The organism is Streptomyces sp. NPDC051578 (genome assembly GCF_044454045.1).
In the GTDB taxonomy this organism is placed as follows: domain Bacteria; phylum Actinomycetota; class Actinomycetes; order Streptomycetales; family Streptomycetaceae; genus Streptomyces.
Window position 1 is genome coordinate 390,989 of sequence record NZ_JBITDH010000003.1, and the last position, 22,763, is coordinate 413,751.

Genomic DNA, 22,763 nt, shown 5'->3' on the forward strand with positions numbered 1-22,763 from the left:
ACTGCCGCCATGGCGCCGCCCGACACGCACGCACTGGTGCGAACCTGGGAAGTCCTGCCCTCGCGGGGGTACACCACGGCGTGGGCGGAGCTCGCCACAGGGCGGTTGCGCGCCCGCGGCCGGGCGGTGGCCCTGGATCCGGCGCCCTACTGGCTGGCGTACGAGATGGAGACCGGACCGGAGTACGTGACCCGGCGCCTGTCCGTCACGGTCGAGACGCAGGACACGACGGCCCGCCTGGAGCTGCTCCGCGACGACGAGGGACGGTGGACGCAGAACGGGACACCGCGGCCCGACCTCGACGGAGCCCTCGACTGCGACCTGGGCCTGTGCCCGCTCACCAACACCATGCCGGTGCTCCGGCACGGCCTCCACCGCCGGCCCGGCGCCGCCGCGCGGACCTTCCTGATGGCCTGGGTCTCCGTGCCGGACCTCATGGTGAGCGCGGACCGTCAGACGTACACCCCGCTGGAGCGGGGCCCGTCCGGGTCCCGGATCCGCTACGAGTCCGGTGACTTCCGCAGTGACGTCACCTTCGACGCCGACGGCCTGGTCGTCGACTACCCGCGGCTCGCCACCGCCGTGCCCTGACCCCACCGGGCGCGGGCCGGCCGTGCGATGGCCGCTCGCGCACCGCCGGGCCACCATGGAAGTGCATCCTTCGCGCGGGGGACCACACATGGGGAGAACGCCATGGCGCACCACGATGCGGCACACGCGGACGTCCTGGTGGCGGGCGCCGGACCGGTCGGTCTGACGGCCGCGGGCGAACTGCGCAGACGGGGGATCTCCTGCCGCATCGTCGACCGGCTCCCGGCCCGGCTCCCCTATGCGAAGGCCGTCGGCATCCAGCCCCGCACCCTGGAGCTCTGGGACCGGATCGGCCTCGTCCGGGACGCCCTCGAAGCCGCCGTCCCGATGCGCGGGCAGTTCATGTACCTCAACGGCACCGAGAAGGGCCGCATCGATCTGGCACTGCCCCCCGAGGTGCCGTACGGCTTCGCCGCCCTGCCGCAGTACGAGACCGAGCGCATCCTGGAGGAGTACCTGAACCGGTTCGGGACCGCGATCGAGCGCGAGACCGAGCTGGTCTCCTTCGCCCAGGACGCCACCGGCGTGACCTGCGTGCTGCGCACCCCGCACGGCGATGAGGAGGTACGGACCCGCTTCCTCGTCGGCTGCGACGGCGCGCACAGCAGCGTGCGCAAGGGCCTCGGGCTGGCCTTCGAAGGCGGCGCACTGCCCGACGAGTACATGCTGGCCGACGTGGAGGTCGACTGGGACGTGCCCCACGGGTACGGCGTCCGCAGCGAACACCGCGACGCCGAAGGCGCCCTCGACGACCTGCTGGTGTGCATCCCGCTGCCCGGCGTACACCGGTACCGCATGTCGATGCTGGTGCCGCCCGAACTCTCCGCCGGGGCGCCGGCCGGCGGCGACGGGGTGGCGCACGGCCTGGAGGGCGGCCGGGCGCCCGACCTGACCCACGTGCAGAAGGTGCTCGACCGGCTGTCGCCGCAGCCCACGACCGCGTCCGCGCTGCGCTGGTCCTCCGTGTTCCGGATCAGTCACCGGCTGGCGGGCCGGTACGGACAGGGGCGGGTCTTCGTCGCGGGGGACGCCGCGCACATCCACCCGCCGACCGGCGCCCAGGGCATGAACACCGGCATCCAGGACGCCTGGAACCTGGCCTGGAAGCTCGCCCTGGCCGTCGAGGGGACCGCCGACCCGGACCTGCTCGCGAGCTACGGCACCGAACGCCGCCCGGTCGGCGAGGAGGTGGTCGGACGCACCGTACGGCACGCCACCGCGGGCATGGACGCCGACCCGGAGGACCCGATGACCCTGATGCGGCGCGAGGCGCAACTCCTCGTCGGCTACCCGGACAGCCCCCTCGTACAGCCGCCGGAGCCGGACGCCGGCCCGGGCCCGCAGCCCGGCGAACGCGCGCCCGACTGCGGCGGGCTCGTCGCGGAGGTCACCGCGTACCCGCTGCGGCTGTTCGACGTACTGCGCGGCCGTGAACACACCCTGCTGCTCTACGGGCCCGGGCCCGAGGTACCCCACATCGAACAACTCCATGAAGTGATCGAGGAGTTGGCCCCGGGACAGGCGAACATCTGCGCGGTGCTCGCCACCACCGACGCCGGCACGGCGGCCCCGGTCCCCGTGTACCGGGACGCGCGGGGCGAGTTCGCCCGGATGTACGGGGCGGGGGAGGGGCCGGTGGCCTTCGTCGTGCGCCCCGACGGCTACCTGGGCGCCCGGCTGAGTCCCCCGGCCGGCGCGGGCCTCGGCTCGTACCTCTCGCGCATCTTCGCCCCGTAGCCGCCGGACCGGCCGGAAGGAGGCCCCCGGACATGCGCCGACGTCCCCGCGCCGCCGTGCTGGTCGCGGTCGCCGCCGCGCTGACGCTCTGCGCGGGGGCGCCCGCCCCCGCCCGGCCACCGGCCCCCGCGCCTTCCGCCGACGGCGGTGACACCGTGCAGCACGTGGCTATCGGCGGCGGGCGCACGGTGTACCTGCACTGCCGCGGCAGCGGCGCGCCGACCGTCGTCCTGGTGGCCGGCCTGCACGAGTCGTCCGACAGCTGGACCCTCACCGACACCGCGCCGCCCGTGCCCAAGGCGCCGGCCGTCTTCCCGGGCGTGGCGACGTTCACCCGGGTGTGTCTGTACGACCGGCCCGGCACCCTGCGCTACACCGATCCGCCGGCCCTCACCACCCGCAGCAGCCCGGTGACCGGCACCCGGGAGCTGTCCGCCGTGGTGCGGGACCTCGACCGCGTCCTGACCGCGGGCAAGGTGCCGGGACCGTACGTACTGGTCGGGCATTCCTACGGGGGCCTGATCACCCTGCTGTACGCGAAGCAGCACCCGGACCGCACCCGCGGCCTCGTCCTCCTGGACGCGCTCGCCCCGGCGCTGAAACGGGGCCTCGGGGCCGTCTGGCCCGCGTACGTGGACGGGTTGCGCCATCCCGGCACCCGCTTCGACGACGATCCGGCGTTCGAACAGGTCGACATCGACGGGGCGGTGACGGCCGTCGAACGGGCGGGCCCGCTGCCGCACGTCCCGCTCGCCGTCCTCAGCAAGACGGAGCCCTTCGCGGCGCCCGCCTCGATGGGCCGGGAACTCCTGGCCCGGCTGGAAGCGGCCTGGCCCGAGGCCCAGCAGTCGCTGGTGGCACTGGCCCCGCAGACCCCGCACCTGCTGGCCACGGGCAGCGACCACTACGTCCAGCTCCACGACCCGGACCTCACGACCGCCGCCGTCCGCCTGGTCGTGGAACGCGCCGCCGGCCGCTGACGGGGTCCGCTCCGCCCCCGCCCCGGCTGTCAGTCCGCGCGGGTGCGGGCCAGCTCCCTGTTGAACTGGGCCCCCGCCAGGAGCGCGAGGTTGGCGAACCACAGCCACACCACGAAGACGATGACGCCGGCCAGCGAGCCGTACAGGCGGCCGTAGGTGTTCAGCTGCGTGTAGAGGGTGAAGACCAGCGACGCGCCGAGCCACAGGGCCGCGGCCAGGACGCCGCCCGGCAGCCCCCGCCGGGTACCGCGGGTGCCGGCCGGCCCGGTACGGAAGAGGATCAGGATCAGCAGCGTGACGACGGCGAGCAGGACCGGCCAGCGCAGAACGGTCAGGCTCCCCACGCCCACCCCGGCGGCCGCGGCGAGCCGGCGGGCCAGCGGACCGGAGGCCACCAGACCCACGGCGCCCACCATGAGGAGGAGCAGCAGCAGGCCGGAGGTGATGAGCAGCATGTGCGCCGCGCGGAGCGGCGGCCGGGTGTCGGGGACCCGGTGCATCGTGTGCAGGGCCCGGCGGAACACGGCGAGGTAACTGCAAGCCGACCACAGCGCGCTGACCACCCCGCCCATCGCCAGCGTCCACACCGAGGTGTGCGCCGCCGAGAGGCCGTTCAGCGCGTCCTGGAGCACCTGCGCGGACTGGGGAGGCGCGTAGGAGGTGAGTTCGGCGACGAGCCGCTTGCGCGTCGGGTCCCCGAGCAGCCCCACCAGGGAGACGGCGACCACCAGCGCGGGCAGCAGCGCGAGCAGGCCGTAATAGGTCAGCGCCGCCGCCGAGTCCGCCACGTTGTCGTGCCAGAGCCGTACGGCCGTACCGCGCAACGCGCCGCGGGCGCGCGCCGCGACCGCCGTGGCGGGGGCGCGCCCGCGGCGCCCTTCGCTGCTCAGAGTCGATGTCACAGCGCGCTCGTGCCCCTCACGCCCGTGCGCATGCGCCCGTGCGCGCCGTGTCAGGAAAGTCCCGACCACACCGCGGTACGGCGCTTGGTGAAGTAGTCCGCGTCCTTGGGCCGGGCCGGGTCGTGGCTCACGGGGCGGGGAGCGGGTTCGAGGTGCGGTATGTACTTCGAGCAGTGGATGTACGCCTCCTGGACCGTGACGTGGACCCACAGCTGGGGTCCCCGCCCCGGCGCGACGTCGGTGGGCAGTTGGGGATGGACGCGGCGCAGGTCCGCGTCGTCGTAGAGCCGGGCGACGCCGTTGACGTGCAGTCCCACGTGGTGGTGGGTGAAGTCCACGAAGAGCATGCCCAGGTGGGGGTTCTCGGTCATGTTGCCGGCGCTGGCGAGCACCCCGTTCCCGCGGAACTCCGGGTAGGCGAGCGTCCGGTAGTCGATGACGTGGACGAATCCCGGCGGCCCGGCGCGGAAGCTGGCGTCGCACTCTCCGTGGGAGTCGGCGGTCGCCAGGAACACCATGCTCTGGAAGCCGATGAACTCCCGCATCTCGTCCGTCAGGTGGGGGCGTACCTGCTGGTCGTAGAAGCGGGCGGCGCGCTCGGCCGTACCCAGCTGCTGCTGCAACCGGTGCTCACCGGCCGAACCGGACGACGGTGGGGGGAAGATCACTGGACTGCTCCTGGGAGTGGGGACGGGGATCCGGTTCAGCGGGCGGACAGGACGGGCGTCTCGAACGGGTCGTGATGGATACGGTCGGGCAACGTACCGTGGCGGGTCAGCGTTTCGCTGGCGGATGCGACCATTGCCGCCGGTCCGCTGAGGAACGCGTCGTGCTGGTACCACGGCCCGTACTCGGCCAGCACCTGCGGCAGTGATCCCCGCAGACCCGGACCGTTCTCGTGGGAGACCGCGCCGCGCAGGGTCAGCCAGTGGTGCCGCTGGACCATCCGCAGCATGTCGTCCACCCCGTACAGTTCGTTGCCGGTGCGGGCGCCGAGGAACAGGTCCACCTGGTGGCGTCCCCCGCGGCGGGCGACCTCCTCGATGATGGCGCGGATCGGGGCCAGCCCCGTACCGCCGGCCACGCAGAGCAGGTCCTTGTGCACGGCCGCGTCCAGGACCATGTCGCCCAGCGGGGGGCCCAGCCGCAGTACGTCGCCCACCGCCGCCCGGTGCACCAGCGCTTCGCTGACCGAGCCGCCGGGCACCGCGCGGACGTGGAAGGTGAGGGTGCCGTCGGCTCGAGGTGCGTTGGCGGGGGAGTAGTAGCGCCACAGCTTCGGCCACCACGGCGTCTCCATGCTCACGTACTGCCCGGCCTGGTACGCGTAGGGCTGGTGCGGGCGCACGGTGATCTCGGCGATGCCGTGTCCGCGGGGGAGGTGGTGCACCACCGTGGCGGGCCAGACGGCGGGCCGCACCGCCGCGTCCTCCTCGGCCGCGCTGATCATGACGTCGGAGACCACGCCGTACGCCTTCGTCCACGCGTCGGCGATGTCCTGCGTCCAGGCCGGACCGGCATAGCGTGCGAGGGAGGCCAGGAGGCACTCGCCGACCGCCGGGAAGTGCGCGGCGAGGGTGCCGAACTTGCGGTGGTCGCGGCCGAGGTGCCCGCAGAAGCGGACCAGGTTCGCCGGGTCGTCGACCACGTCCACGATGTGCAGGAGCGCGCGCAGGAGGCGACCGCGCTGGGTGTCCATCCCCGGCGGGAACATCGGACGCACTTGCGGGTAGCGGGCGAACAGGATGGCGTAGAAGTAGACCGTCATCTCCTCGGCCACGGGGGCGACCACCGATGCCGAAGACTTGATCAGGTGTATCTCGTACTCCGACAAGGGTGCTTCGGAGGCCGGGGGCGGGGCGCTGACGGAAGGGGATGCCGGTTCTTCCGTGGGCCGGTGGGCGGGCGGATTGCTGGGACGGCCGATCCGGAACCTCAAAGGACCAGCGCTCCCCCGCTCGTTGTCCGGACGGATCTCCATATCGCGGCGGAGGTGGGAATGTCGTGTCGGGAGAGCATGGATCCTCATCGTGTAGGGGCGCCTGGACATAGAAGCGGATGAAATGCTTCCGGACCGCCCATGATCCTCAAACAAGTTGTCGATTTGGGGAAGGGTCGTATCCGCTAGAACTCGCCCTCAGATCTTGTCGCATTGGCCGGGTCGGTCATGGGGTATGGGCGGAACGGATTACGGCGGGGCGGGGCACGGGAGTCGTCGTGCTCAGCAGGCGCCCGCGGGAGGTTCGGGGTGCTCGGCCGTGATCTCGGGCTCCAGGCCCTGTACGGGTGTGGTCCTGGGCCGCCCGACATCCGCCCGCCAGGCCTCGAACGCCAAGGTGGTCGCCGTGACCACGGCCAGCCCGAGCAGCCAGCCCCCCACCACATCGCTGACCCAGTGCACGCCGAGGGCCACCCGGGTGTACCCTACGCCGATCACCGAGACCGCCGCGAGGGCCCACGGAAGCGGACGCCAGGCCCGGGGCACCAGCGGCAGCAGGGCCAGCAGCAGGACCGCGCAGGACGTGGTGGCCGCCAGGGCGTGACCGGAGGGGAAGGAGAACCCGGGCGCGTGCGCGACGGGATCGGGCAGGTGCGGCCGGGTCCGCTCCACCACGTTCTTCACCAGCATCCCCAGCAGGCCGCCGGCCGTCGCGGTGACCGCCGCCCACAGCGCCAGGCGCACCGCCCCGCGCAGCAGCAGCCACACCACCAGCGCCGCCACCAGGAGGCGCATGGTGAGCGGCCCCCACACCACCTGCGTGAGGAATTCGAGCACCCGCACCCAGGCGGGATGGTCCACAGCGGCACGATGGAGCCGCTCGGCCGCTCCCTGGTCGAGCCGGTGCAAGGGCCCCCACCGGGACTCCACCAGCACCAGGGCGACCGCGAAGGGCACCGACACCAGCGCGGTGGCGGCCACCGTCGTCACCAGCCGCACGCCGAACCGCGCGTCGGGCCCCGAACGGCCGGACAGGAGCCGGGTGACGTGTCGCCTCAGCCGGATGGAGCGTCGTGCCATGTTCCTCGTGGTTCCTTTCACAGTTGCGTCGTGCCCGGCCGGAGCCCGTCGGTGTCTCGTGCCCCCTCCGGAGCCGTCCGACACCGGGCCGCGTCAGACTCCGGGGTCCTCGGTGACCGGTTCCCTCACCCCGGCCCGTACGGCCTCCAGTTGGGCGGCGAACGCCAGGCCCAGGAAGAGGGCCATCGAGGTGAGGTAGGACCACAGCAGCAGCGACACGAACGCGCTGAGGGGCCCGTACACGGTGGCGAATGAGCCGCTGGCCCCGACGTACAGGCTCAGGCCCCAGGTGGCGAGCAGCCACAGCACCAGGTAGACCGCGGCGCCGAACGCCAGCCAGGTGTAGCCGGGCTGGGTGCGCCGGGGCGAGAGACGGAAGATGGCGCTGGTGGCGAGGATGGCCAGCAGGATCCCCAGCGGCCAGCGCAGCACGTCCCACACGCGGATCACGTCCGGGCCGAGGTGGTAGACCTCCGCCACGGCGCGGCTCAGCTCCGCCCCGAGCACGGTGACCGCGAAGCTGAGCCCCAGCGGCAGCCCGGCCAGCAGGGACATCACCAGCCCGCGCGTGTACTTGGACAGGAACGGCCGGTCGCGTTCCGTTCCGTAGATGCGGTTGGCGCCGCGCTCGACCTGGCACAGGCTCGTGGTCACGTTCACCACCGAGAAGAGCAGACCGAGCCAGAGGGCGACCTGGCTGCCGTCCCCGGCCCGGTGGTGGCTCTGCGCGAGGGCGTCGTCCACCACGTCCTGACTGGGGCCGCTCGCCAGCCTACGGATGGTCAGCTCGGCGATCCGGCCGATGTCCTCGGTGTGCAGCACGCCGGACAGGCCGACGACGGCGATGGCGAGCGGGACGATCGACAGGACCGTCTGGAGCGCCAGCGCCCTGGAATGGCTGAACCCGTCGGCGTACCGGAACCGGATGAAGGAGTCCCGCACCAGGCTCCAGCCCCCGTACCGGCGCAGCGCGGACCAGGCCTCCTCGGCGGACAGCTCCTCGCCCTCCACCTCCAGCTCGGCCTCCACCGCCACCACCTCGCTGCGTTGCGGTACCCGCGTCGCGGTGCCCATGTGCGTACCCCCTGTCTGACTGGTGCGGTGCGCGGCCGGAACTCAGCCGCCGACGGTGGACGGAGCCTGTTCGGCCGGGGCCGCGGCGACCTCGGTGGTCAGTGGCCGGGGCGGCAGAAAGATCCGCAGCGCACCCGGCTCCACCTCGGCCGTCAGCCGGGTCCCGGAGCCGACGACGTCACCGTCGAGCTCGCGCGGCTGGGGCTTCGCGAAGCGGATGTCGACGCGTACGGCGCTGAAGTACTCCAGCGCCCCGCCGGCCACCGCGCCGCGCGCACCGCGGGCTCCGCCGGAAGCCCGGGTCGCCCGGCCCGGCAGCATGCGCGAGCCGATGTGCCCCGCCGCCGCGAGCCAGCCGCGCGCGCCCCTGGGGTCCAGCAGCACCACCTCCAGGCGCCCGCTGTCGGGCCGGGCGTCGGGCAGCAGCGGCAGCCCGCCCTGCAGCGTGCCGACGTTGCCGATCACGACCATCCGGGCCCGGCGCTCGAGCACCGCGCCCCCGTCCAGCCGCACGGACAGGCGCATGCGGGGGTCGCCGAGGTGGCGGACCGCCGAGAGGACGTACGCGGCCCAGCCGAGGCGCTCCTTGACGCGCTCCGAGGCGTCCCCCACCATCGCGGCGTCGAAGCCCGCTCCCGCCATGACGGTGAACAGGACCGGCTCCAGCCCGTCCCCCCGCACCCGGCCCACGTCGATCCGGGCCGTCTCCCCGGACAGGGCCGCCTCCAGGGCGGCGGCCGGATCGGAGGGGAGCCGCAGGTTGCGCGCGAGCAGGTTGCCGGTGCCGCAGGGAACGACCGCGAGGGCGATACCGGTGCCGGACACCACGTCGGCGCAGGCCCGTACGGTGCCGTCCCCGCCGCAGACCACGACGAGCCCGGTGTCCGCCTCGGCGACCAGGCGGGCGAGGGCGCCGGCGGGATCCTCGGCGGAGGTCGGGGTCCACACCTGATCGGCGTAACCGTGGCGGCGCAGGACGCCCCGCACCCGCCCGGCCAGTTCCTCGCCGCAGCCGTGCGGGTGACGCACGACCACGACCCGCCGCCCCCGGGCGGCGTCGGCCACCCCGTCCTCATCGGTGGCGCGGGCCGAGGGGAGCGACTCCGCGTGGGCCGAGCCCGCCGCCCGGGGCCGCCCCGGAAGCAGCAGCGCGTGGGCCACGACCAGCAGGGTGCACGCCCCGTTGAGCAGACCGGCCACCACGTCGGAGGGGTGGTGCATGCCCCGGTACACCCGGGAGAACGCCACGGCCACCGGGACCAGCACCAGCGCGGTGATCACCGCGTACCGCACCCATCGCCGCGCGCCGCGCAGACGGACGGCCACCAGGACGGCCAAGCCCCCGAACAGCGCCACGGACGCCCCGACGTGCCCGGAGGGAAAACTGGAGGTGGGCGGCGCCGGGTCCAGGTGCGGCACGCCCGGGCGGGGCCGTTCCACGATCATGGTCACCAGCAGGAACACCGCCGACTGCGCGGCGACGGCCACGGCGAGGAAGACCGCTTCCCGCAGCCGCCGTCCCCGCGACACGGCCAGCAGGGTGACGACGGCGAGGAGGGTCAGGGTGATCACACTCTGCGTGCCGGCCAGCAGGGACAACCACTCGGAAAGGGGCGTCGCGGGGCCGCCGCGGTGCGCGGCCAGGGCGCGGTTGACGCCGTCCTCCGCAGCCAACGGCCACAGCTCGGCGAGCGGCCCGGTGACCAGCAGCCCCACACCCACCATCAGGGCCGCCTGTACCGGTAGCAACAGCAGTACGGGCACGCGTCCGGCGCTCACGGCTGCGCCGCGTTCAGGTCTCATTGACGCCGTGTTACCCGAGACGGCCCGCTCATGCGCGTCCGGCGGTGATCAGCCGTCCGCGACAGTAGCGTGACCACATGCGTACATGGACGGGTAAACCGTATCCCCTGGGAGCGACGTACGACGGCTCCGGAACCAACTTCGCGCTCTTCTCCGAGGTCGCGGAGGGTGTGGACCTGGTCCTGCTGGACGATGACGGGCGTGAGACCCGCGTCCCGATGACGGAGATCGACCGGTCCGCGTGGCACATCTACCTGCCCGACGTGGGCCCCGGTCAGCGGTACGGCTACCGGGTCCGCGGGCCGTTCGACCCGGCCGCCGGACACCGCTGCAATCCGGCCAAGCTCCTGCTGGACCCGTACGCCACCGCCATCGAGGGGCAGCTCGACCACCACGAGTCCCTGTACGGCCACCGCTTCGCGGACGGCGCGGAACCGAACACCCTGGACAGCGCGGGCCACACCATGCTGTCGGTGGTCACCGACCGCGGCTTCGACTGGGGTGACGACACACCCCCCGGCCACGCCTACGGCGCCAGCGTCATCTACGAAGGCCACGTACGCGGCCTCACCCGCACCCACCCGGCCCTGCCCGAAGAACTGCGGGGCACCTACGCGGGCATCGCCCACCCCGCCATCATCGGCCACCTGACCGGCCTCGGGGTGACCGCCCTGGAACTGATGCCGGTGCACCAGTTCGTCCAGGACGGCCACCTGGCCGAAAAGGGCCTGTCCAACTACTGGGGCTACAACACGATCGGCTTCTTCGCCCCCCACAACGCATACGCCGCGAGCGGCGGCCGCGGAGCGCAGGTCACCGAGTTCAAGCAGATGGTGAAGGCGCTCCACGCGGCGGGCATCGAAGTCATCCTCGACGTCGTCTACAACCACACGGCGGAGGGCAACGACAAGGGACCCGTGCTGGCCTTCAAGGGCATCGACAACAGCGCGTACTACCGGCTGTCCGACGAGGACCGCTCCCAGTACTACGACACGACCGGCACCGGCAACAGCCTGCTGATGCGCCACCCCAACGTGCTCCAGCTCATCATGGACTCGCTGCGCTACTGGGTGCAGGAGATGCACGTCGACGGCTTCCGCTTCGACCTCGCCGCCACGCTCGCCCGCCAGTTCCACGAGGTGGACCGGCTCTCCGCCTTCTTCGACGTCATCCAGCAGGACCCCGTCATCAGCCGCGTCAAGCTCATCGCCGAACCGTGGGACCTGGGCGAAGGCGGCTACCAGGTCGGCAACTTCCCTCCCCTGTGGTCGGAGTGGAACGGACGCTACCGGGACGCCGTCCGCGACTACTGGCGCGGCCGCGAAGGCACGCTCGGCGAATTCGCCTCCCGCATCACCGGCTCCGCGGACCTCTACGAACACGACCGGCGCCGCCCCCTGGCCAGCGTCAACTTCGTCACCGCCCACGACGGGTTCACCCTCCGCGACCTCGTCTCGTACGACCGCAAGCACAACGACGCGAACGGCGAGGAAGGCAGGGACGGCGAGGACGACAACCGCTCCTGGAACTGCGGCGCGGAAGGCGAGACGGACGACCCCGCGGTGCTGGCCCTGCGCGAGCGCCAGCAGCGCAACCTGATGACCACGCTGATCCTCTCCCAGGGCATCCCGATGATCAGCCACGGGGACGAACTCGGCCGCACCCAGGGAGGCAACAACAACGCGTACTGCCAGGACAACCCCACAGCCTGGATCGACTGGGAGCTGGACGAGCGCGGCGAACGGCTGCTCGACGTCACCTCCCGCCTGATCCGGCTCCGCCGCAAGCACCCCGTCCTGCGCCGCAGGCGCTTCTTCTCCGGACGCGCCGCCGGACACACGGGTCTCCCGGCCGACGTCGAATGGCTGCGTCCGGACGCCTCGCCGATGGAGGAAGAGGACTGGACGCTGCCGAACGCCGGCACCCTCACCATGTTCCTCAACGGCGAAGCCATCACCGAACCCGACCGCTACGGCAACCGGGTCACCGACGACTCCTTCCTGCTGCTGTTCAACAGCTCCGGCGCCGCCGTGGACTTCCGCCTCCCCGGCAGCCGATTCGCCCCCCGTTGGACGCTGCTCTTCGACACCGCGACGACGGACGTCCCGGACGAGCGGGAACTGAAACCGGGCGGCTTCCTCCGGCTGGAGTCGCACAGCACGGTCGTGCTCCGCAGTGACCGGGAGGACGACGGCCGCCCGAAGCCGTGAACGCCGCTCGGGGATCCGGGGGTGGCGGTTCAGCGCAGGATGCTCACCGCCCTCGCGATGACCAGCAGCGAGGTCAGCAGGGCCGCCACGCTCTGTACGGCCATGAGGAGTTTGGCGCGGGCGGACAGCGGCATCGTGTCCGTCGGACTGAAAGCGGTCGAATTGGTCACGGAAACGTACAGGTAGTCGACCAGGGTGGGGACCCAGTCGGAGACCTTGCTCGCGCCGTCCGCGACTTCCTGGACCGCGTCGTCGTTCTCGTCCTGCGAGAAGCGGAAGTCCGCCAGCTGGAGCTCTTCACGAGGGGTCTGGGTACGGCTGACCGGACCGCCGCGGTCGAGCTCCCAGTAGGCGAGGCCGAAGGCGATGACGTTGGTCAGCCACACCTGGAGCGCCGCCACGAGCAGCGAACGGCCGTCGTCGACCCCGGCGTAGAGCAGCTCGTGGACCAGGATGCCGAGGGCGGTCAGGTTGCTCGCCACGATGATCAGGACCAGCGTCACCGACATGAACCGGAACGCCTTCGTCTGGCGGGTCAGCCGGCGCGGGTTGATCGCGATCAGCGGCAGGAGGAGCAGTACCTCCAGGGCCGGGAGCACGTAGCGCGGAGCGATCAGCAGCCGCTGGGGAAGCGCGAGGTAGAGAAAGATCGCCGCCAATGTGACGAGGACCGCGGGAATCCTGGCTTCGCCGCGCCGCTCGTGCCGCGGGTGAAGGGTGGGGGCGTCGGTTCTTTTACGCGACACGAAGGTGACCGCCTTTCCTCCTGTACGGGCTGCTCGCTGCCCTGGAAAGCGGAGCATATTACTTCTCCAATTCCGCAGCGGGAATGACGGAACACCGTAGTGGGCCCGTACCGGAAAAGAACCGGTACGGGCCCACTGCGGTCGGCGCGCTGGTCAGCGAACTACCAGCGGTACCATCGGCCGCTGCCGCCCTTCGGACGGGCAACGAATCCGAGCAGCCAGATCACCAGGACGGCGATCGCGATCCACCAAAGGATCTTGACGGCGAAGCCGGCACCGAAAAGGATCAGGGCCAGCAGGAGAACGAGTAGCAGGGGAACCATAGTTATCAACCTCCAGGCAGTCCTCTGCCCTGCCGGGTGCGCCGCATTCGTTTCTTTTGGAAGTTTCTTGTGCGCGTTCGGGGGAACAGGGGTCCGCTCGCCCGGGGTGCTCCGAACCGGCCGCCGCACAACGTTTTTGGAACGGGCGAACCGGGGCACGGGCGGGACCGGGAGACGGACTCCCCGGTTCCGTCCGGCGGGCAGGACCCGCCGGCGGCCGTGAACAGGAGGGCGAAACCATGTCGAAGGTCGAAGAGTCCATCGAGGTCGAGGTCCCCGTCCGTACCGCCTACAACCAGTGGACGCAGTTCGAGACGTTCCCCCACTTCATGGAGGGGGTCGAGCGGATCGACCAGCGCACCGACACCATGACCCACTGGGTGACCAAGGTGGGCGGCGCGCAGCGGGAGTTCGAGGCGGAGATCACCGAGCAGATCCCCGACGAGCGGGTCGCGTGGACGACGCTGGGCGGCGAGGTCCGGCAGGCGGGTGTGGTCACCTTCCACCGCCTGGACGACAGCCGGACCAAGGTCATGCTCCAGCTCGACTACGACCCGGACGGGTTCACGGAGAACGTCGGCGACAAGCTCGGCTTCGTCAAGCGGCAGATCACCGGTGACCTCAAGCGCTTCAAGGAGTACATCGAGACGCGCGGGCAGGAGACCGGATCCTGGCGCGGCCGGGTCTGAGCAGCGGGCCCGAGCGGCCTCTGCTCCATACGGGTGCGAGCCGTACGGAGCGGACGGGCGGCGGGAGCCGCCCGCGTGTGGGAACCGTCCGCCGGGGCAGGCGGGCCGTTACGAGGTCCCCGCTCCTCCCGTCCTCCTGACAGGACGGCGGGGCGGAGGGGACCGACGAACCGATCAAGGAGATGTTCGCATGTCTGGGAACGTATGGGGCTACCGCGAGACGTCCGGCCGGGCGCCGGGCGCCGACCTGACGGGTTACAAGGTGGAGGCCGTCGACGGCAGCATCGGTAAGGTCGACAAGCACTCGGACGAGGTCGGCTCCTCCTACATCGTGGTCGACACCGGGCCGTGGATCTTCGGCAGGGAGGTCCTGCTCCCGGCCGGCACCATCACGCGCATCGACCCGCAGGAGCAGAAGATCTACGTCGACGGGACGAAGGAACAGATCAAGGACGCTCCCGAGTTCGAACGGGACAAGCACCTCCACGACGATGACTACCGCGGCCAGGTGGGCGGCTACTACAGCGGCTTCCTCGGCTGAACACCCCTCCCGATCCGGCAGACGGGCGGCACCGGTTGATCCGGTGCCGCCCGCCCGCGTTTCGAACACCCGCGCGCCCGGGGCCGTTCCGGCGTGGGAGCGGGATCCGGACACATCACGGTGACGGACAACCGCCCGAGGCGGCGGACTGAGGCGACAAGTACGACATGCCGACCTTGCGCCGCAGGGACGCAGACCCATTACGGCCATGCGCCCCCGCGTGCCCCCGATGGTCACGTTCCGGCGGCCGGTACCTGGGCAACCGCTTGGTGCTGATGAAGCCTTGACCGCCCGCTCAGAACCGAGTTCGGAGAGTCACCATGACGAAGGTCCTCGTACTGCACAGTGTCAGCCTCGTGGGTTCCGCCCTCGCGGCTCTGCTGAGATCCGAAGGCGACTTCGACGTCACGGCCGCGGGCTGGCGGACGGCGGCGCGCCGCGCCGAGTCCTTACGACCAGACGTGGCCGTCGTCGACGTCGACTGTCCGGGGGCGACGGCCGTCCTCACGGGCGAAGGGACGTGTCCTGGAGGTCTGTTGACCCGGCCCACCCCGCTGCTCGTCCTGGCGACGGCCAAGACGCCCGGCACGCTCGGCCGCGCCTTCCAGGCCAAGGCCCTCGGTTACGTCGACAAGGACGGCTCACCCGGCCGGCTCGTCCGCGCCGTCCGCAAGGTGGCCGCCGGTGAGCGGTTCATCGACGCCGCGCTCGCCTCCGCCTTCATGCAGGCCGATCCCGTCCCCCTGAGCCCGCGCGAACTCAGCGTCCTGGCCCGCGCCGCGCAAGGCGACTCGGTCGCCGAGATAGCCCGCGCCCTGCACCTGGCCAGCGGGACGGTCCGCAACTACATGGCGGCCGTGACCCGCAAGACCGGCGCGCGCAACCGCATCGACGCGATACGCATCTCCCGCAGCGCGGGCTGGGTGTAAGAGACACCCCGGGCAGGCGGACTCAGGCGGGCGCGACCGGTTCCTCCCCGTCCCACACGCCCACGAGGTCCCGGTAGAGGGCTGACCGCTCCGGAAGCTCCTCGTGCGTGCCGCACACCGCCCGGGTCCCGTCCAGTACGAGGACCCGGTCGGCGCGCGCGGCCGACGAGATCCGGTGGGCCACCACGACGAGCGTGCCGGGACGCGCCGCCAGGGCACGCTCGGCGTGTTCCTCGGCCTCCGGATCCAGATGGCAGGTGGCTTCGTCGAGCAGGAGCAGCGGAGCGGGGGAGAGGTAGGCCGCGCCGAGCGCCAGCAGCTGCCGCTCGCCCTGGGAGAGCCGGAGCGGGTCGAGGACCGCGTCGTAGCCCCCCAGCCGGGAGACGAGGGCCTGTAGCCGCAGTGCGGCGACGGCCGCGTCCAGCCGGTCGTCGGACACCGGCCCCCGGCACAGGTGGCTCAGGTTGTCGCGCAGGCCGGCGGTGAACACGTACGCTTGCTGCGGCAGCAGCGTCCGCCGCGGGTCCGGCCCGCCGCCCCCGGCCGGGCGGGCGGGGGCCCCCGCGACCAGGACCGCGCCCCGGTCGGGGGTCAGTAGCCCGGCGAGCAGCGCGGTGAGCGTGGACTTCCCGATACCGCTCGGCCCCACCACCGCGAGGTGTTCGCCGGGCCGCACGCGCAGGTCGAGACCTTGGAGCACGGGACGGGCGTGGGGCCCGTACGCGAAGGTGACCCCCCTCAACTCGGCGGCGACGACGCCCTCCTCGCTCCCGGCCGGACCGGCGGTCGCCGACCGGGACTCCGGCGTACGGGGCTCGGGCGTCGGGAGCTTCGGCGCCGGGGCCGCGGTGAAGCGCTCCAGTACGACCAGCAGCCGCGTCCCCGCCGAACCGAGGGCGGCCATCAGGGTGTCGAGCGCGGGCAGCAGGGACTGCACCAGATACGTCACCGCACCGGCGAGCGTGCCCGCCGTGATCCCGCGCCCGAGCAGCCAGGGCGTGGCGGCCAGCAACGAGACGACGGGTGCCCGTCCGGCCAGGCCGAGGGCGAGGGTACGCAGTGCGCCCCAGCCGGCCAGCCGGCCGGCCAGCCGCTCCTGCGCCGCGATCAGCGGTTCCAACTCGGCGGCCACGGCCGCGCCGCCGCCGCAGGCCGTGATGTCGCGCAACGCCCCCGCGGCCTCTCCCACCCGCGAGGCCAGGGCCTCCTCCGTGTCCAGCGCCTCCCGCTGGACGGCCGCCATCGGGCGCAGCGTGGCCAGGAAGGCGGCCAGTCCCAGCAGCAGCGGCGGCAGCACCACCAGCAGCAGTACGGGGGCGAGTGCGGCCATCCCGACGAGCGCGCCGACGGCGGTGAAGACGAACGAGCGGGCCGTCAGGACCAGACCGGCGAAGGAGTCCCGGGCCATCTCGGTCTGCTGGGTCAGCCGGGACACCGCCCGGGCGTCGGCGGCCCGGGCGGGATCGGCGACCGCCGCGGCCAGCGCCTGGCGCACGGCCCGGCGCACGAGCCCGTCACGCAGCGGTTCCACCAGGTCGGCGAGCCCGGCGAACACCCCGCGCAGGGCGAAGCCGCCGAGCAGCGCCCCGAGGCCGGCCGCCGCCAGCCAGGCCGCGCCGGTGGCGGCCCGTCCGGCGAGGAAGCCGTCGTCGAGCGCGCGGGCGACGCCGTAGCCCCCGAGGAAGGTGTGAGCGGACTCCAGCAGCGACCAGAGACCGAGGACGGTCAGCGCCCGGACCCGGGACCGGAGGAAGCGCCGCGCGTCACCCGCCACCAGCGCCCGCCCCCCGCCCCGGCTCACGACCCGCCCCCGCCGCCGGCGCCCGGCCGCCCCACCGCCCCCACGACCGCCCCGGAACCCGGGACCGGCCCGGAATGCGGGTCGGGCGGGGAGCCCACGACCGGCCTGGAGCCCGGAACGGGCCTAGAACCGGGAGCCGCGCCGGAATGCGGGTCCGGCGCGGAACCCGGGACCGGCCTGGAGCCCAGGACCGGCCTGGAACCTGAGTCCGGCGCGGAGCCTCGAACCGTCCCGGAACCCGGAACCGGCCTGGCACCCGGGACCGGCCCGGAATGCGGGTCGGGCGGGGAGCCCACGACCGGCCTGGAGCCCGGAACGGGCCTAGAACCCGGAGCCGCCTCGGAGTGCGGGTCCGGCGCGGAGTCCACGACAGGCGCGGCGCCCACGACCGGCCTGGAGCCCGGAACGGGCCCGGAGTTCGGGGTCGGCGCCGAGCCCGGAACCGGCCTGGCACCCGGGCCCGGCCCGGAATGTGAGTCCGGCGCGGAGTCCACGACCGGCGCGGCGCCCACGACCGGCCTGGAGTCCGGAACGGGGGCGGAACCCTCGGCGGGCCCGGAGACCGGAACCGCCCCCGAACCCGGAGCCGCCCCGGAATGCGGGTCCGGTGCGGAGCCCGCGAGCGGCGCGGAGGCCGGGACCGGTTCGGAATCCGAAGACGGTGCGGGCCGCGGCGCGGGGTTCGGTTCCTCCTCGCGGCCCCGTTCCGCCTCCACGGCGAACACCGCCCGGTAGGCCGGGTCCCGCCACAGTTCGGCGTGGCTTCCGGTGGCGCGGATGCGGCCCTCCTCCAGCCACACCACCAGGTCCGCCCGGGCGGCCGAGGAGACCCGGTGCGCCACCACGATCCGCGTCCCGCCCGGCACGCACCGCGCGAGCGCCCTTTCCACCTCGCGGGCGGTCAGCGTGTCGAGGCTGGACGTGGCGTCGTCCAGCACCAGCAGCCGGCCTGCCCGTACGAACGCCCGGGCCAGGCCCAGGCGTTGGAGCTCCCCGCCGGACAGCGGGGCCTCCGCGAGGACGGTGTCGTACCCCTGCGGCAGCCGCAGCACGAACGGCTCCGCCCCCGCGGCCCGCGCCGCCGCCCGCACCTCCTCCCGCGTGGGCCGCGGACTCGCCCCGAAGGCGATGGCGTCGGCGACGCTCCGCCCGAGCAGCGCGGGCCGGTCGAAGGCGTGGCCCACCTCCCGGCGCAGCGCCGCCGCGGAGAGCTCGTCCAGCGGCACCCCGTCGAGTCGGACGCGGCCGGAGTCCGGATCGGTGAGACGGCCGGCCACCGCCGCGAGCAGCGACTTGCCCGCTCCGGAGCGGCCCACCACGGCGAGGGTGGCGCCGCCCGGCACCACGAGGTCGATGCCGTCGAGGACGGTCCTCCCGTCGCGCACCACCCGGACGCCGTCGAGTTCCAGCCTCCCGGCCCCCCGTGGCGGCAACTCCTTTGCGCCATAGCCGAGTTCCGGGAGATCGAAGACGGCCGTGGTCCGCCGCGCGGCGGACCTGGCGCGTACGACGGCGGCGATCCGGCCGGTCACCGCGCCGATGCCGGCGGCGAGCCCGGCGTAGCGCACGGCGGCGAGGAGTTCCCCGACACCCAGCGCCCCCGCCACCAGCCGCAGGCCTCCCACCCCGAGGACCACGTACAGCAGCAGCGGCATCAAGGCGGAGGTCCGGGCGCTCGTGCCGCCGTAGACACGCCACATCCGCCGACCCTGCGCCCCGAGTTCGGGCAGCCCGCGCAGGATCCGGGTGCGCTCGCGCTCGACGGTGCCGGCGGCGGCGATGGTCCGGGCTCCGGCGAGGGCCTCCACCAGACGGCCCGCCATGGCCAGCTGGGCCTCCTGGTAACGGGCCGTGCTGGCACCGGAGTCGCGCGCGAAGGACCGCAACAGCCAGAAGAGCAGCGGGAGTCCGGCGAGGAAGGCGAGGGCGGTCCACGTGTCGATGAGGAACAGGGCCACGAGTCCGCCGAGCGGGGGCAGCAGGGAGGCGACACCCGCCGCGGCGGCGGCCGGCCCCGTCCCCGCCTCCGTGGCGTGCGCGGTCAGGCGGCCCGTGAGGTCACCGGGGGAGTGGCGGCCCGCGTGGTGCGGGACCGCGCGCAGCAGCGCGGCCAGGCCCTTGCGGCGCAGCCAGGCAGTGCTGCGGCCGCCCACCTGCCCGGCCATCCGGGCGGTGACGGCGTCCAGGAGCACCTCGGCCGCGATGACGGCCGCACACCCCAGGGTCCAGGAGGGCCCGGCCGGGTCGCGGCGCAGCAGGAGGTCGAGCGCACGGCCGAGCACGGCGGGTTCGGCGAGGGCGGCGACGGCGGCGGCGACGGAGCACGCGCCCACGGCGGCGGTGCGCACACCGCTGTGCCGGGCGGCTGCCACCAGGGCCCGGTCGCCGCCGCGTCCGGACACAGCCTCGCCTGGACGAGCGGGGGAGGGGCTCGGGGACGGGGGCGCGGTCATGGTCGAGGCTCCCAGGGCTCGAGGAAATGGCTCCGGGCCCGGGCGGTGAACCGCCCGGGCCCGGAAGCTACCTGATCAGTGACAGGTCGTGAGGCTCAGGCTGCTGTCGCCGCAGAGCAGCAGGCTCGCCTGGCTGCCACCGCCGCCGCCGTGCAGGGCCGCCTCGGTGGTCTCTTCCTTCACGGTCTCCATCGACTGCAGGTCAAGAAGGGTCATGTCATGTTCCTCTCGATGAGTTGGTGCGATGGGGTCACGGCCTCGCGGTGGTGCGCGGCCGGCTCTGGGACCGCCGCGGCGTGCCGCAGCGGTGGGAGGAACGGCAGCTGGGCGCGCCCGCCGGGCGTCGCGCTGCCGAGGGCGAGCAGGATGCCGGCCGTGCCCGTGGAGAGATCCATGGACAGACGCATCAACTGTTCGCCGGGGAAGGCCAGATGGCCTTGGTAGGGGACGGCGTGCCGGGCCAGGTCCGCGATCTGGCGGCCGAGGTCGGCACTGCGCGTGTCATCGGGGTCGGGCGTGCTGGTCCGCGCCAGGTGCACGACCATGCCGGCCGCGCCCCGGAACAGGCCCGGCTGCGCGTAGAAGTTCGACCGGGCGGCCCGTACGATCTCGCGCCGGGCCTGCTCGAAACGCGGGTCCTCGGCGTGCTCAGACCAGTCGTCCAGCACCATGCCGATGCCCACGCTGCCGGCGCCGAGGTAGGGCATCGTGCGCCAGCCCTCGTCGACTTGCAGGGTGCCGAACGCGCTGGTCACGCACCGGTCGAGATCGCGGTGCAGGGCCTGCCCGGCGCGTACGAGGTATTCCTCGTCGCGGGTGCGCTCGAACAGGCGCAGGAAGAGCAGCGCGGGCCCGGAGTTGCCGTACAGCAGTCCCGCGCGGGTCAGCCGGGGGGCCGAGCGCGCCGCGAGTTCGGCGCAGCGCACGGCGGCCGCGTGGAACTCGCCGTCGCCGGTGGCCGTGCCCAGCGCGTCCAGGGCCAGTCCGATGCCCGCGAGCCCGCTGTGCAGGTCGGGTCCGGTCTCCTGCCATGGCTGGCGCAGCAGTTCCCCGGCCAGGGCGAGGGCCTGCTTGCGGTGTCCCAACCGCTCCAGGGTCCAGGCGGTGCCGGCGAGGCCGTCGTAGAAGCCGAGCGGAGTCCCCGAGCCCGGGGACCCGGCCCGGGCCAGCAGCCATTCCTCGGCTTCGGGCCAGGGTTCGGCGCCGGTCTCGGCCAGCGCGTACAGCACCCCGGCGGCGCCGTAGCCGAAGCCGGTGCCACCGCCTTCGATGGTGAACTGGGCTATGTCACCAGGGAAGAAACGATCCTCCCGGTCCGGCGTGGCCGAGGCGCGCAGGGCCGCCGCCATGGAGCGCCGGGCCGCGGCCCCGTCCCCGGGCGCCACCGGGAGGTACGGGCCGTCGGGCGCGGGCACCGGGCCGGTCCCCGCCCCGGCGGGTTCCCCGTCCGGCCCCGCGAGGATCTCCGCGACGGCCTCGTCCAGGAATCGCCCTGGTACGGGGAAGCGTTCGGCGGCGACGGCGGCCAGGTGCACGGCCTTCGCCCGGTCGAGGACGAGCAGGCTCGTCAGCGGCAGGAACAGGGCCAGGCGCAGGCACGCGAGGGCGTAGCGGTCCACGGCGAAGCCTCGGCGGTCGGGCGGGGCGACGAAGGCGGGGTTGGCCACCGTCTGCCGCAGCCCCTCGTCGACGTGTGCGGCGGCTTCGAAGTCCAGCAATGCGACGGACGGCTCGCCCGCCGGGTCCTCGCGGACCATGATGTTGAACAGGTGCAGGTCGTTGAAGACCACCCCGCGGGCGTGCACGGCCGCCACGGCCTCGGTGACCCGCTCGTGGATCTTGAGGGCCCAGGCGGTGTAGGAGGCGAGCGCGTCCGGCGCCGGGTCCGCGTCGATCAGCGGGTGCTTGCGGGCGAAGTAGGTGTTGAGCGGCTTGCCCTCCAGGTATTGGAGCACCAGGAAGTGGTGGTCGCCGACCGTGAACGCGTCGCGGACCGCGGGTACGCAGTCCAGACCGGCCAGCCGCTCCAGCGCCGCCCGCTCCCGGTGCAGCCGTGCCACGGCGTCCGCCCCGTCCGCGGCGAGCCCCGCGTAGGGCCGCCCTTCCTTGAGGACGACCGCCTCACCGGTGCGGGTGTCGCGGCCGGCGTAGACGCCCCCGCCGTTGGAGAAGTGCAGGGCCCGCTCCACCGTGTAGGGCAGGCCGGCGAGGCTGACGGCGGACCGCGCTTCGAGGTGCGGTTTCAGGAAGGGCGGCAGCTCGACCCACTCCGGGGGCTGGAACACCGGCCCGCGCGGATCGGGCACGAGGCGCCCGTCGGGTGCCTCGATCGCCGGGACGACCTCGCCGTGCTCGTCGTAGCAGTGCCGCAGGGTGAAGCTTCCGTAACGCAGGTGGACGGGGCCCGCGCCCCAGCGCAGATCGCTGAGGATATACGGGCCGGGCTCGCCGGCCAGCAGGCCGTCCAGGTCCTCGCAGATGCGGCGGCACTGCTCGGTGTCGGCCGGGTAGACCGTGAGGAACTTGCCGCTGGCGGCGCGGTCGGCGTACTTGGCGTTGCGCAGGTGCAGCAGGTACCGGCTCGGCACGAACTTGAACGCGATGCCCCCGTCCACGCAGTAGTCGTACACACGCGCCAGGACGGACTCGGCGTTGTCGAGGGTGGCCGATACGTGGATCTTCCAGCCCTGGGAGGGCAGTTCGAGGCCGAGCGGCCGCAGGGCGTACCAGCTGCCGTTGCCGTGGGCGCGCCACCCCGCCGGTACGGGGGCGAGCGCGGCCGGATAGCTCTCCTCGGCCCGCCGGTACGGCGCGTCGTAGAACCAGCGGTCTGCGTCGCAGAAGGCGGCGTACCCCTTGTTCACCCGTACTCCCTCGGTCGGTTGGTGGCGAGATCAACCGTGCCAGCCGGACCGGGCACGGCGACAGTCACGGCTGTCACCGATGGGGTGTGCAGAACGCACGG

General features: G+C 73.2%; 19 protein-coding genes. 7 read left to right on the forward strand and 12 right to left on the reverse strand.

The window, feature by feature from the left end; genetic code table 11:
* Window positions 1–9: 9 nt before the first annotated feature.
* The 3 genes from ACIA6C_RS17895 (at window position 10) to ACIA6C_RS17905 (ending at window position 3,308) form a co-directional block, all read left to right on the forward strand.
* Window positions 10–591 (forward strand): putative glycolipid-binding domain-containing protein, encoded by a 582-nt coding sequence (locus ACIA6C_RS17895; RefSeq protein WP_399276859.1) that lies wholly within the window; start codon window positions 10–12, stop codon window positions 589–591.
* A 102-nt stretch (window positions 592–693) separates the two neighbouring features.
* A complete protein-coding gene (locus ACIA6C_RS17900; RefSeq protein ID WP_399276861.1) occupies window positions 694–2,328 on the forward strand; it encodes an FAD-dependent monooxygenase in 1,635 nt (544 codons plus the stop codon).
* Between the two features lie 32 nt (window positions 2,329–2,360).
* Window positions 2,361–3,308 (forward strand): alpha/beta fold hydrolase, encoded by a 948-nt coding sequence (locus tag ACIA6C_RS17905; RefSeq protein WP_399276863.1) that lies wholly within the window; start codon window positions 2,361–2,363, stop codon window positions 3,306–3,308.
* Between the two features lie 29 nt (window positions 3,309–3,337).
* On the opposite strand, the gene ACIA6C_RS17910 is transcribed toward ACIA6C_RS17905, so the two are convergent.
* The 6 genes from ACIA6C_RS17910 to ACIA6C_RS17935 all read right to left on the reverse strand — a co-directional run bounded on the left by ACIA6C_RS17910 (window position 3,338) and on the right by ACIA6C_RS17935 (window position 10,106).
* Window positions 3,338–4,210, reverse strand: a complete 873-nt coding sequence (locus ACIA6C_RS17910; protein ID WP_399276865.1) for a YihY/virulence factor BrkB family protein — start codon at window positions 4,208–4,210, stop codon at window positions 3,338–3,340.
* Window positions 4,211–4,260: 50 nt separating this feature from the next.
* Window positions 4,261–4,878 (reverse strand): pyridoxamine 5'-phosphate oxidase family protein, encoded by a 618-nt coding sequence (locus ACIA6C_RS17915; RefSeq protein ID WP_399276867.1) that lies wholly within the window; start codon window positions 4,876–4,878, stop codon window positions 4,261–4,263.
* A gap of 35 nt (window positions 4,879–4,913) precedes the next feature.
* A complete protein-coding gene (locus ACIA6C_RS17920) occupies window positions 4,914–6,044 on the reverse strand; it encodes a globin domain-containing protein (RefSeq protein WP_399276869.1) in 1,131 nt (376 codons plus the stop codon).
* 387 nt (window positions 6,045–6,431) lie between these two features.
* Complete coding sequence (locus tag ACIA6C_RS17925; protein ID WP_399276871.1) at window positions 6,432–7,229, reverse strand: phosphatase PAP2 family protein; 798 nt, start codon at window positions 7,227–7,229, stop codon at window positions 6,432–6,434.
* Window positions 7,230–7,322: 93 nt separating this feature from the next.
* Entirely contained in the window at window positions 7,323–8,303 is a 981-nt protein-coding gene (locus tag ACIA6C_RS17930; RefSeq protein ID WP_361126523.1) for a YihY/virulence factor BrkB family protein, read from the reverse strand.
* Between the two features lie 42 nt (window positions 8,304–8,345).
* Window positions 8,346–10,106 (reverse strand): diacylglycerol kinase family protein, encoded by a 1,761-nt coding sequence (locus ACIA6C_RS17935; RefSeq protein ID WP_399276874.1) that lies wholly within the window; start codon window positions 10,104–10,106, stop codon window positions 8,346–8,348.
* 77 nt (window positions 10,107–10,183) lie between these two features.
* Between ACIA6C_RS17935 and glgX the strand changes: the two genes are divergently transcribed.
* Window positions 10,184–12,316 (forward strand): glycogen debranching protein GlgX, encoded by a 2,133-nt coding sequence (gene glgX / locus ACIA6C_RS17940; protein ID WP_399276876.1) that lies wholly within the window; start codon window positions 10,184–10,186, stop codon window positions 12,314–12,316.
* 29 nt (window positions 12,317–12,345) lie between these two features.
* Here glgX and ACIA6C_RS17945 read toward each other — a convergent pair whose 3' ends face one another.
* Both ACIA6C_RS17945 and ACIA6C_RS17950 read right to left on the reverse strand, forming a co-directional pair.
* The gene (locus tag ACIA6C_RS17945; protein ID WP_399276878.1) at window positions 12,346–12,975 is read right to left on the reverse strand and encodes a hypothetical protein; all 630 of its coding nucleotides are present in this window, start codon (window positions 12,973–12,975) and stop codon (window positions 12,346–12,348) included.
* A gap of 248 nt (window positions 12,976–13,223) precedes the next feature.
* Window positions 13,224–13,385, reverse strand: a complete 162-nt coding sequence (locus tag ACIA6C_RS17950) for a hydrophobic protein (RefSeq protein WP_361126535.1) — start codon at window positions 13,383–13,385, stop codon at window positions 13,224–13,226.
* Between the two features lie 239 nt (window positions 13,386–13,624).
* Between ACIA6C_RS17950 and ACIA6C_RS17955 the strand changes: the two genes are divergently transcribed.
* The 3 genes from ACIA6C_RS17955 (at window position 13,625) to ACIA6C_RS17965 (ending at window position 15,544) form a co-directional block, all read left to right on the forward strand.
* Window positions 13,625–14,074, forward strand: coding sequence for an SRPBCC family protein (locus ACIA6C_RS17955; RefSeq protein WP_361126538.1), 450 nt, complete (start codon window positions 13,625–13,627; stop codon window positions 14,072–14,074).
* Window positions 14,075–14,264: 190 nt separating this feature from the next.
* Complete coding sequence (locus ACIA6C_RS17960) at window positions 14,265–14,615, forward strand: PRC-barrel domain-containing protein (RefSeq protein ID WP_399276880.1); 351 nt, start codon at window positions 14,265–14,267, stop codon at window positions 14,613–14,615.
* A 320-nt stretch (window positions 14,616–14,935) separates the two neighbouring features.
* Complete coding sequence (locus tag ACIA6C_RS17965) at window positions 14,936–15,544, forward strand: response regulator transcription factor (RefSeq protein WP_399276882.1); 609 nt, start codon at window positions 14,936–14,938, stop codon at window positions 15,542–15,544.
* Window positions 15,545–15,566: 22 nt separating this feature from the next.
* Here ACIA6C_RS17965 and ACIA6C_RS17970 read toward each other — a convergent pair whose 3' ends face one another.
* The 4 genes from ACIA6C_RS17970 to lanKC all read right to left on the reverse strand — a co-directional run bounded on the left by ACIA6C_RS17970 (window position 15,567) and on the right by lanKC (window position 22,662).
* On the reverse strand, window positions 15,567–17,345 hold the full coding sequence (locus ACIA6C_RS17970) for an ATP-binding cassette domain-containing protein (RefSeq protein ID WP_399276884.1): 1,779 nt from the start codon (window positions 17,343–17,345) through the stop codon (window positions 15,567–15,569).
* Window positions 17,342–19,747: an ATP-binding cassette domain-containing protein gene (locus tag ACIA6C_RS17975; protein WP_399276886.1), complete on the reverse strand. Its 2,406-nt coding sequence runs from the start codon at window positions 19,745–19,747 to the stop codon at window positions 17,342–17,344. The genes ACIA6C_RS17970 and ACIA6C_RS17975 overlap by 4 nt, the downstream gene beginning before the upstream one ends.
* Before the next feature lie 126 nt (window positions 19,748–19,873).
* Complete coding sequence (locus tag ACIA6C_RS17980; protein WP_361126553.1) at window positions 19,874–20,014, reverse strand: SapB/AmfS family lanthipeptide; 141 nt, start codon at window positions 20,012–20,014, stop codon at window positions 19,874–19,876.
* Complete coding sequence (gene lanKC / locus ACIA6C_RS17985) at window positions 20,011–22,662, reverse strand: class III lanthionine synthetase LanKC (RefSeq protein WP_399276889.1); 2,652 nt, start codon at window positions 22,660–22,662, stop codon at window positions 20,011–20,013. The genes ACIA6C_RS17980 and lanKC overlap by 4 nt, the downstream gene beginning before the upstream one ends.
* Window positions 22,663–22,763: the final 101 nt, after the last annotated feature.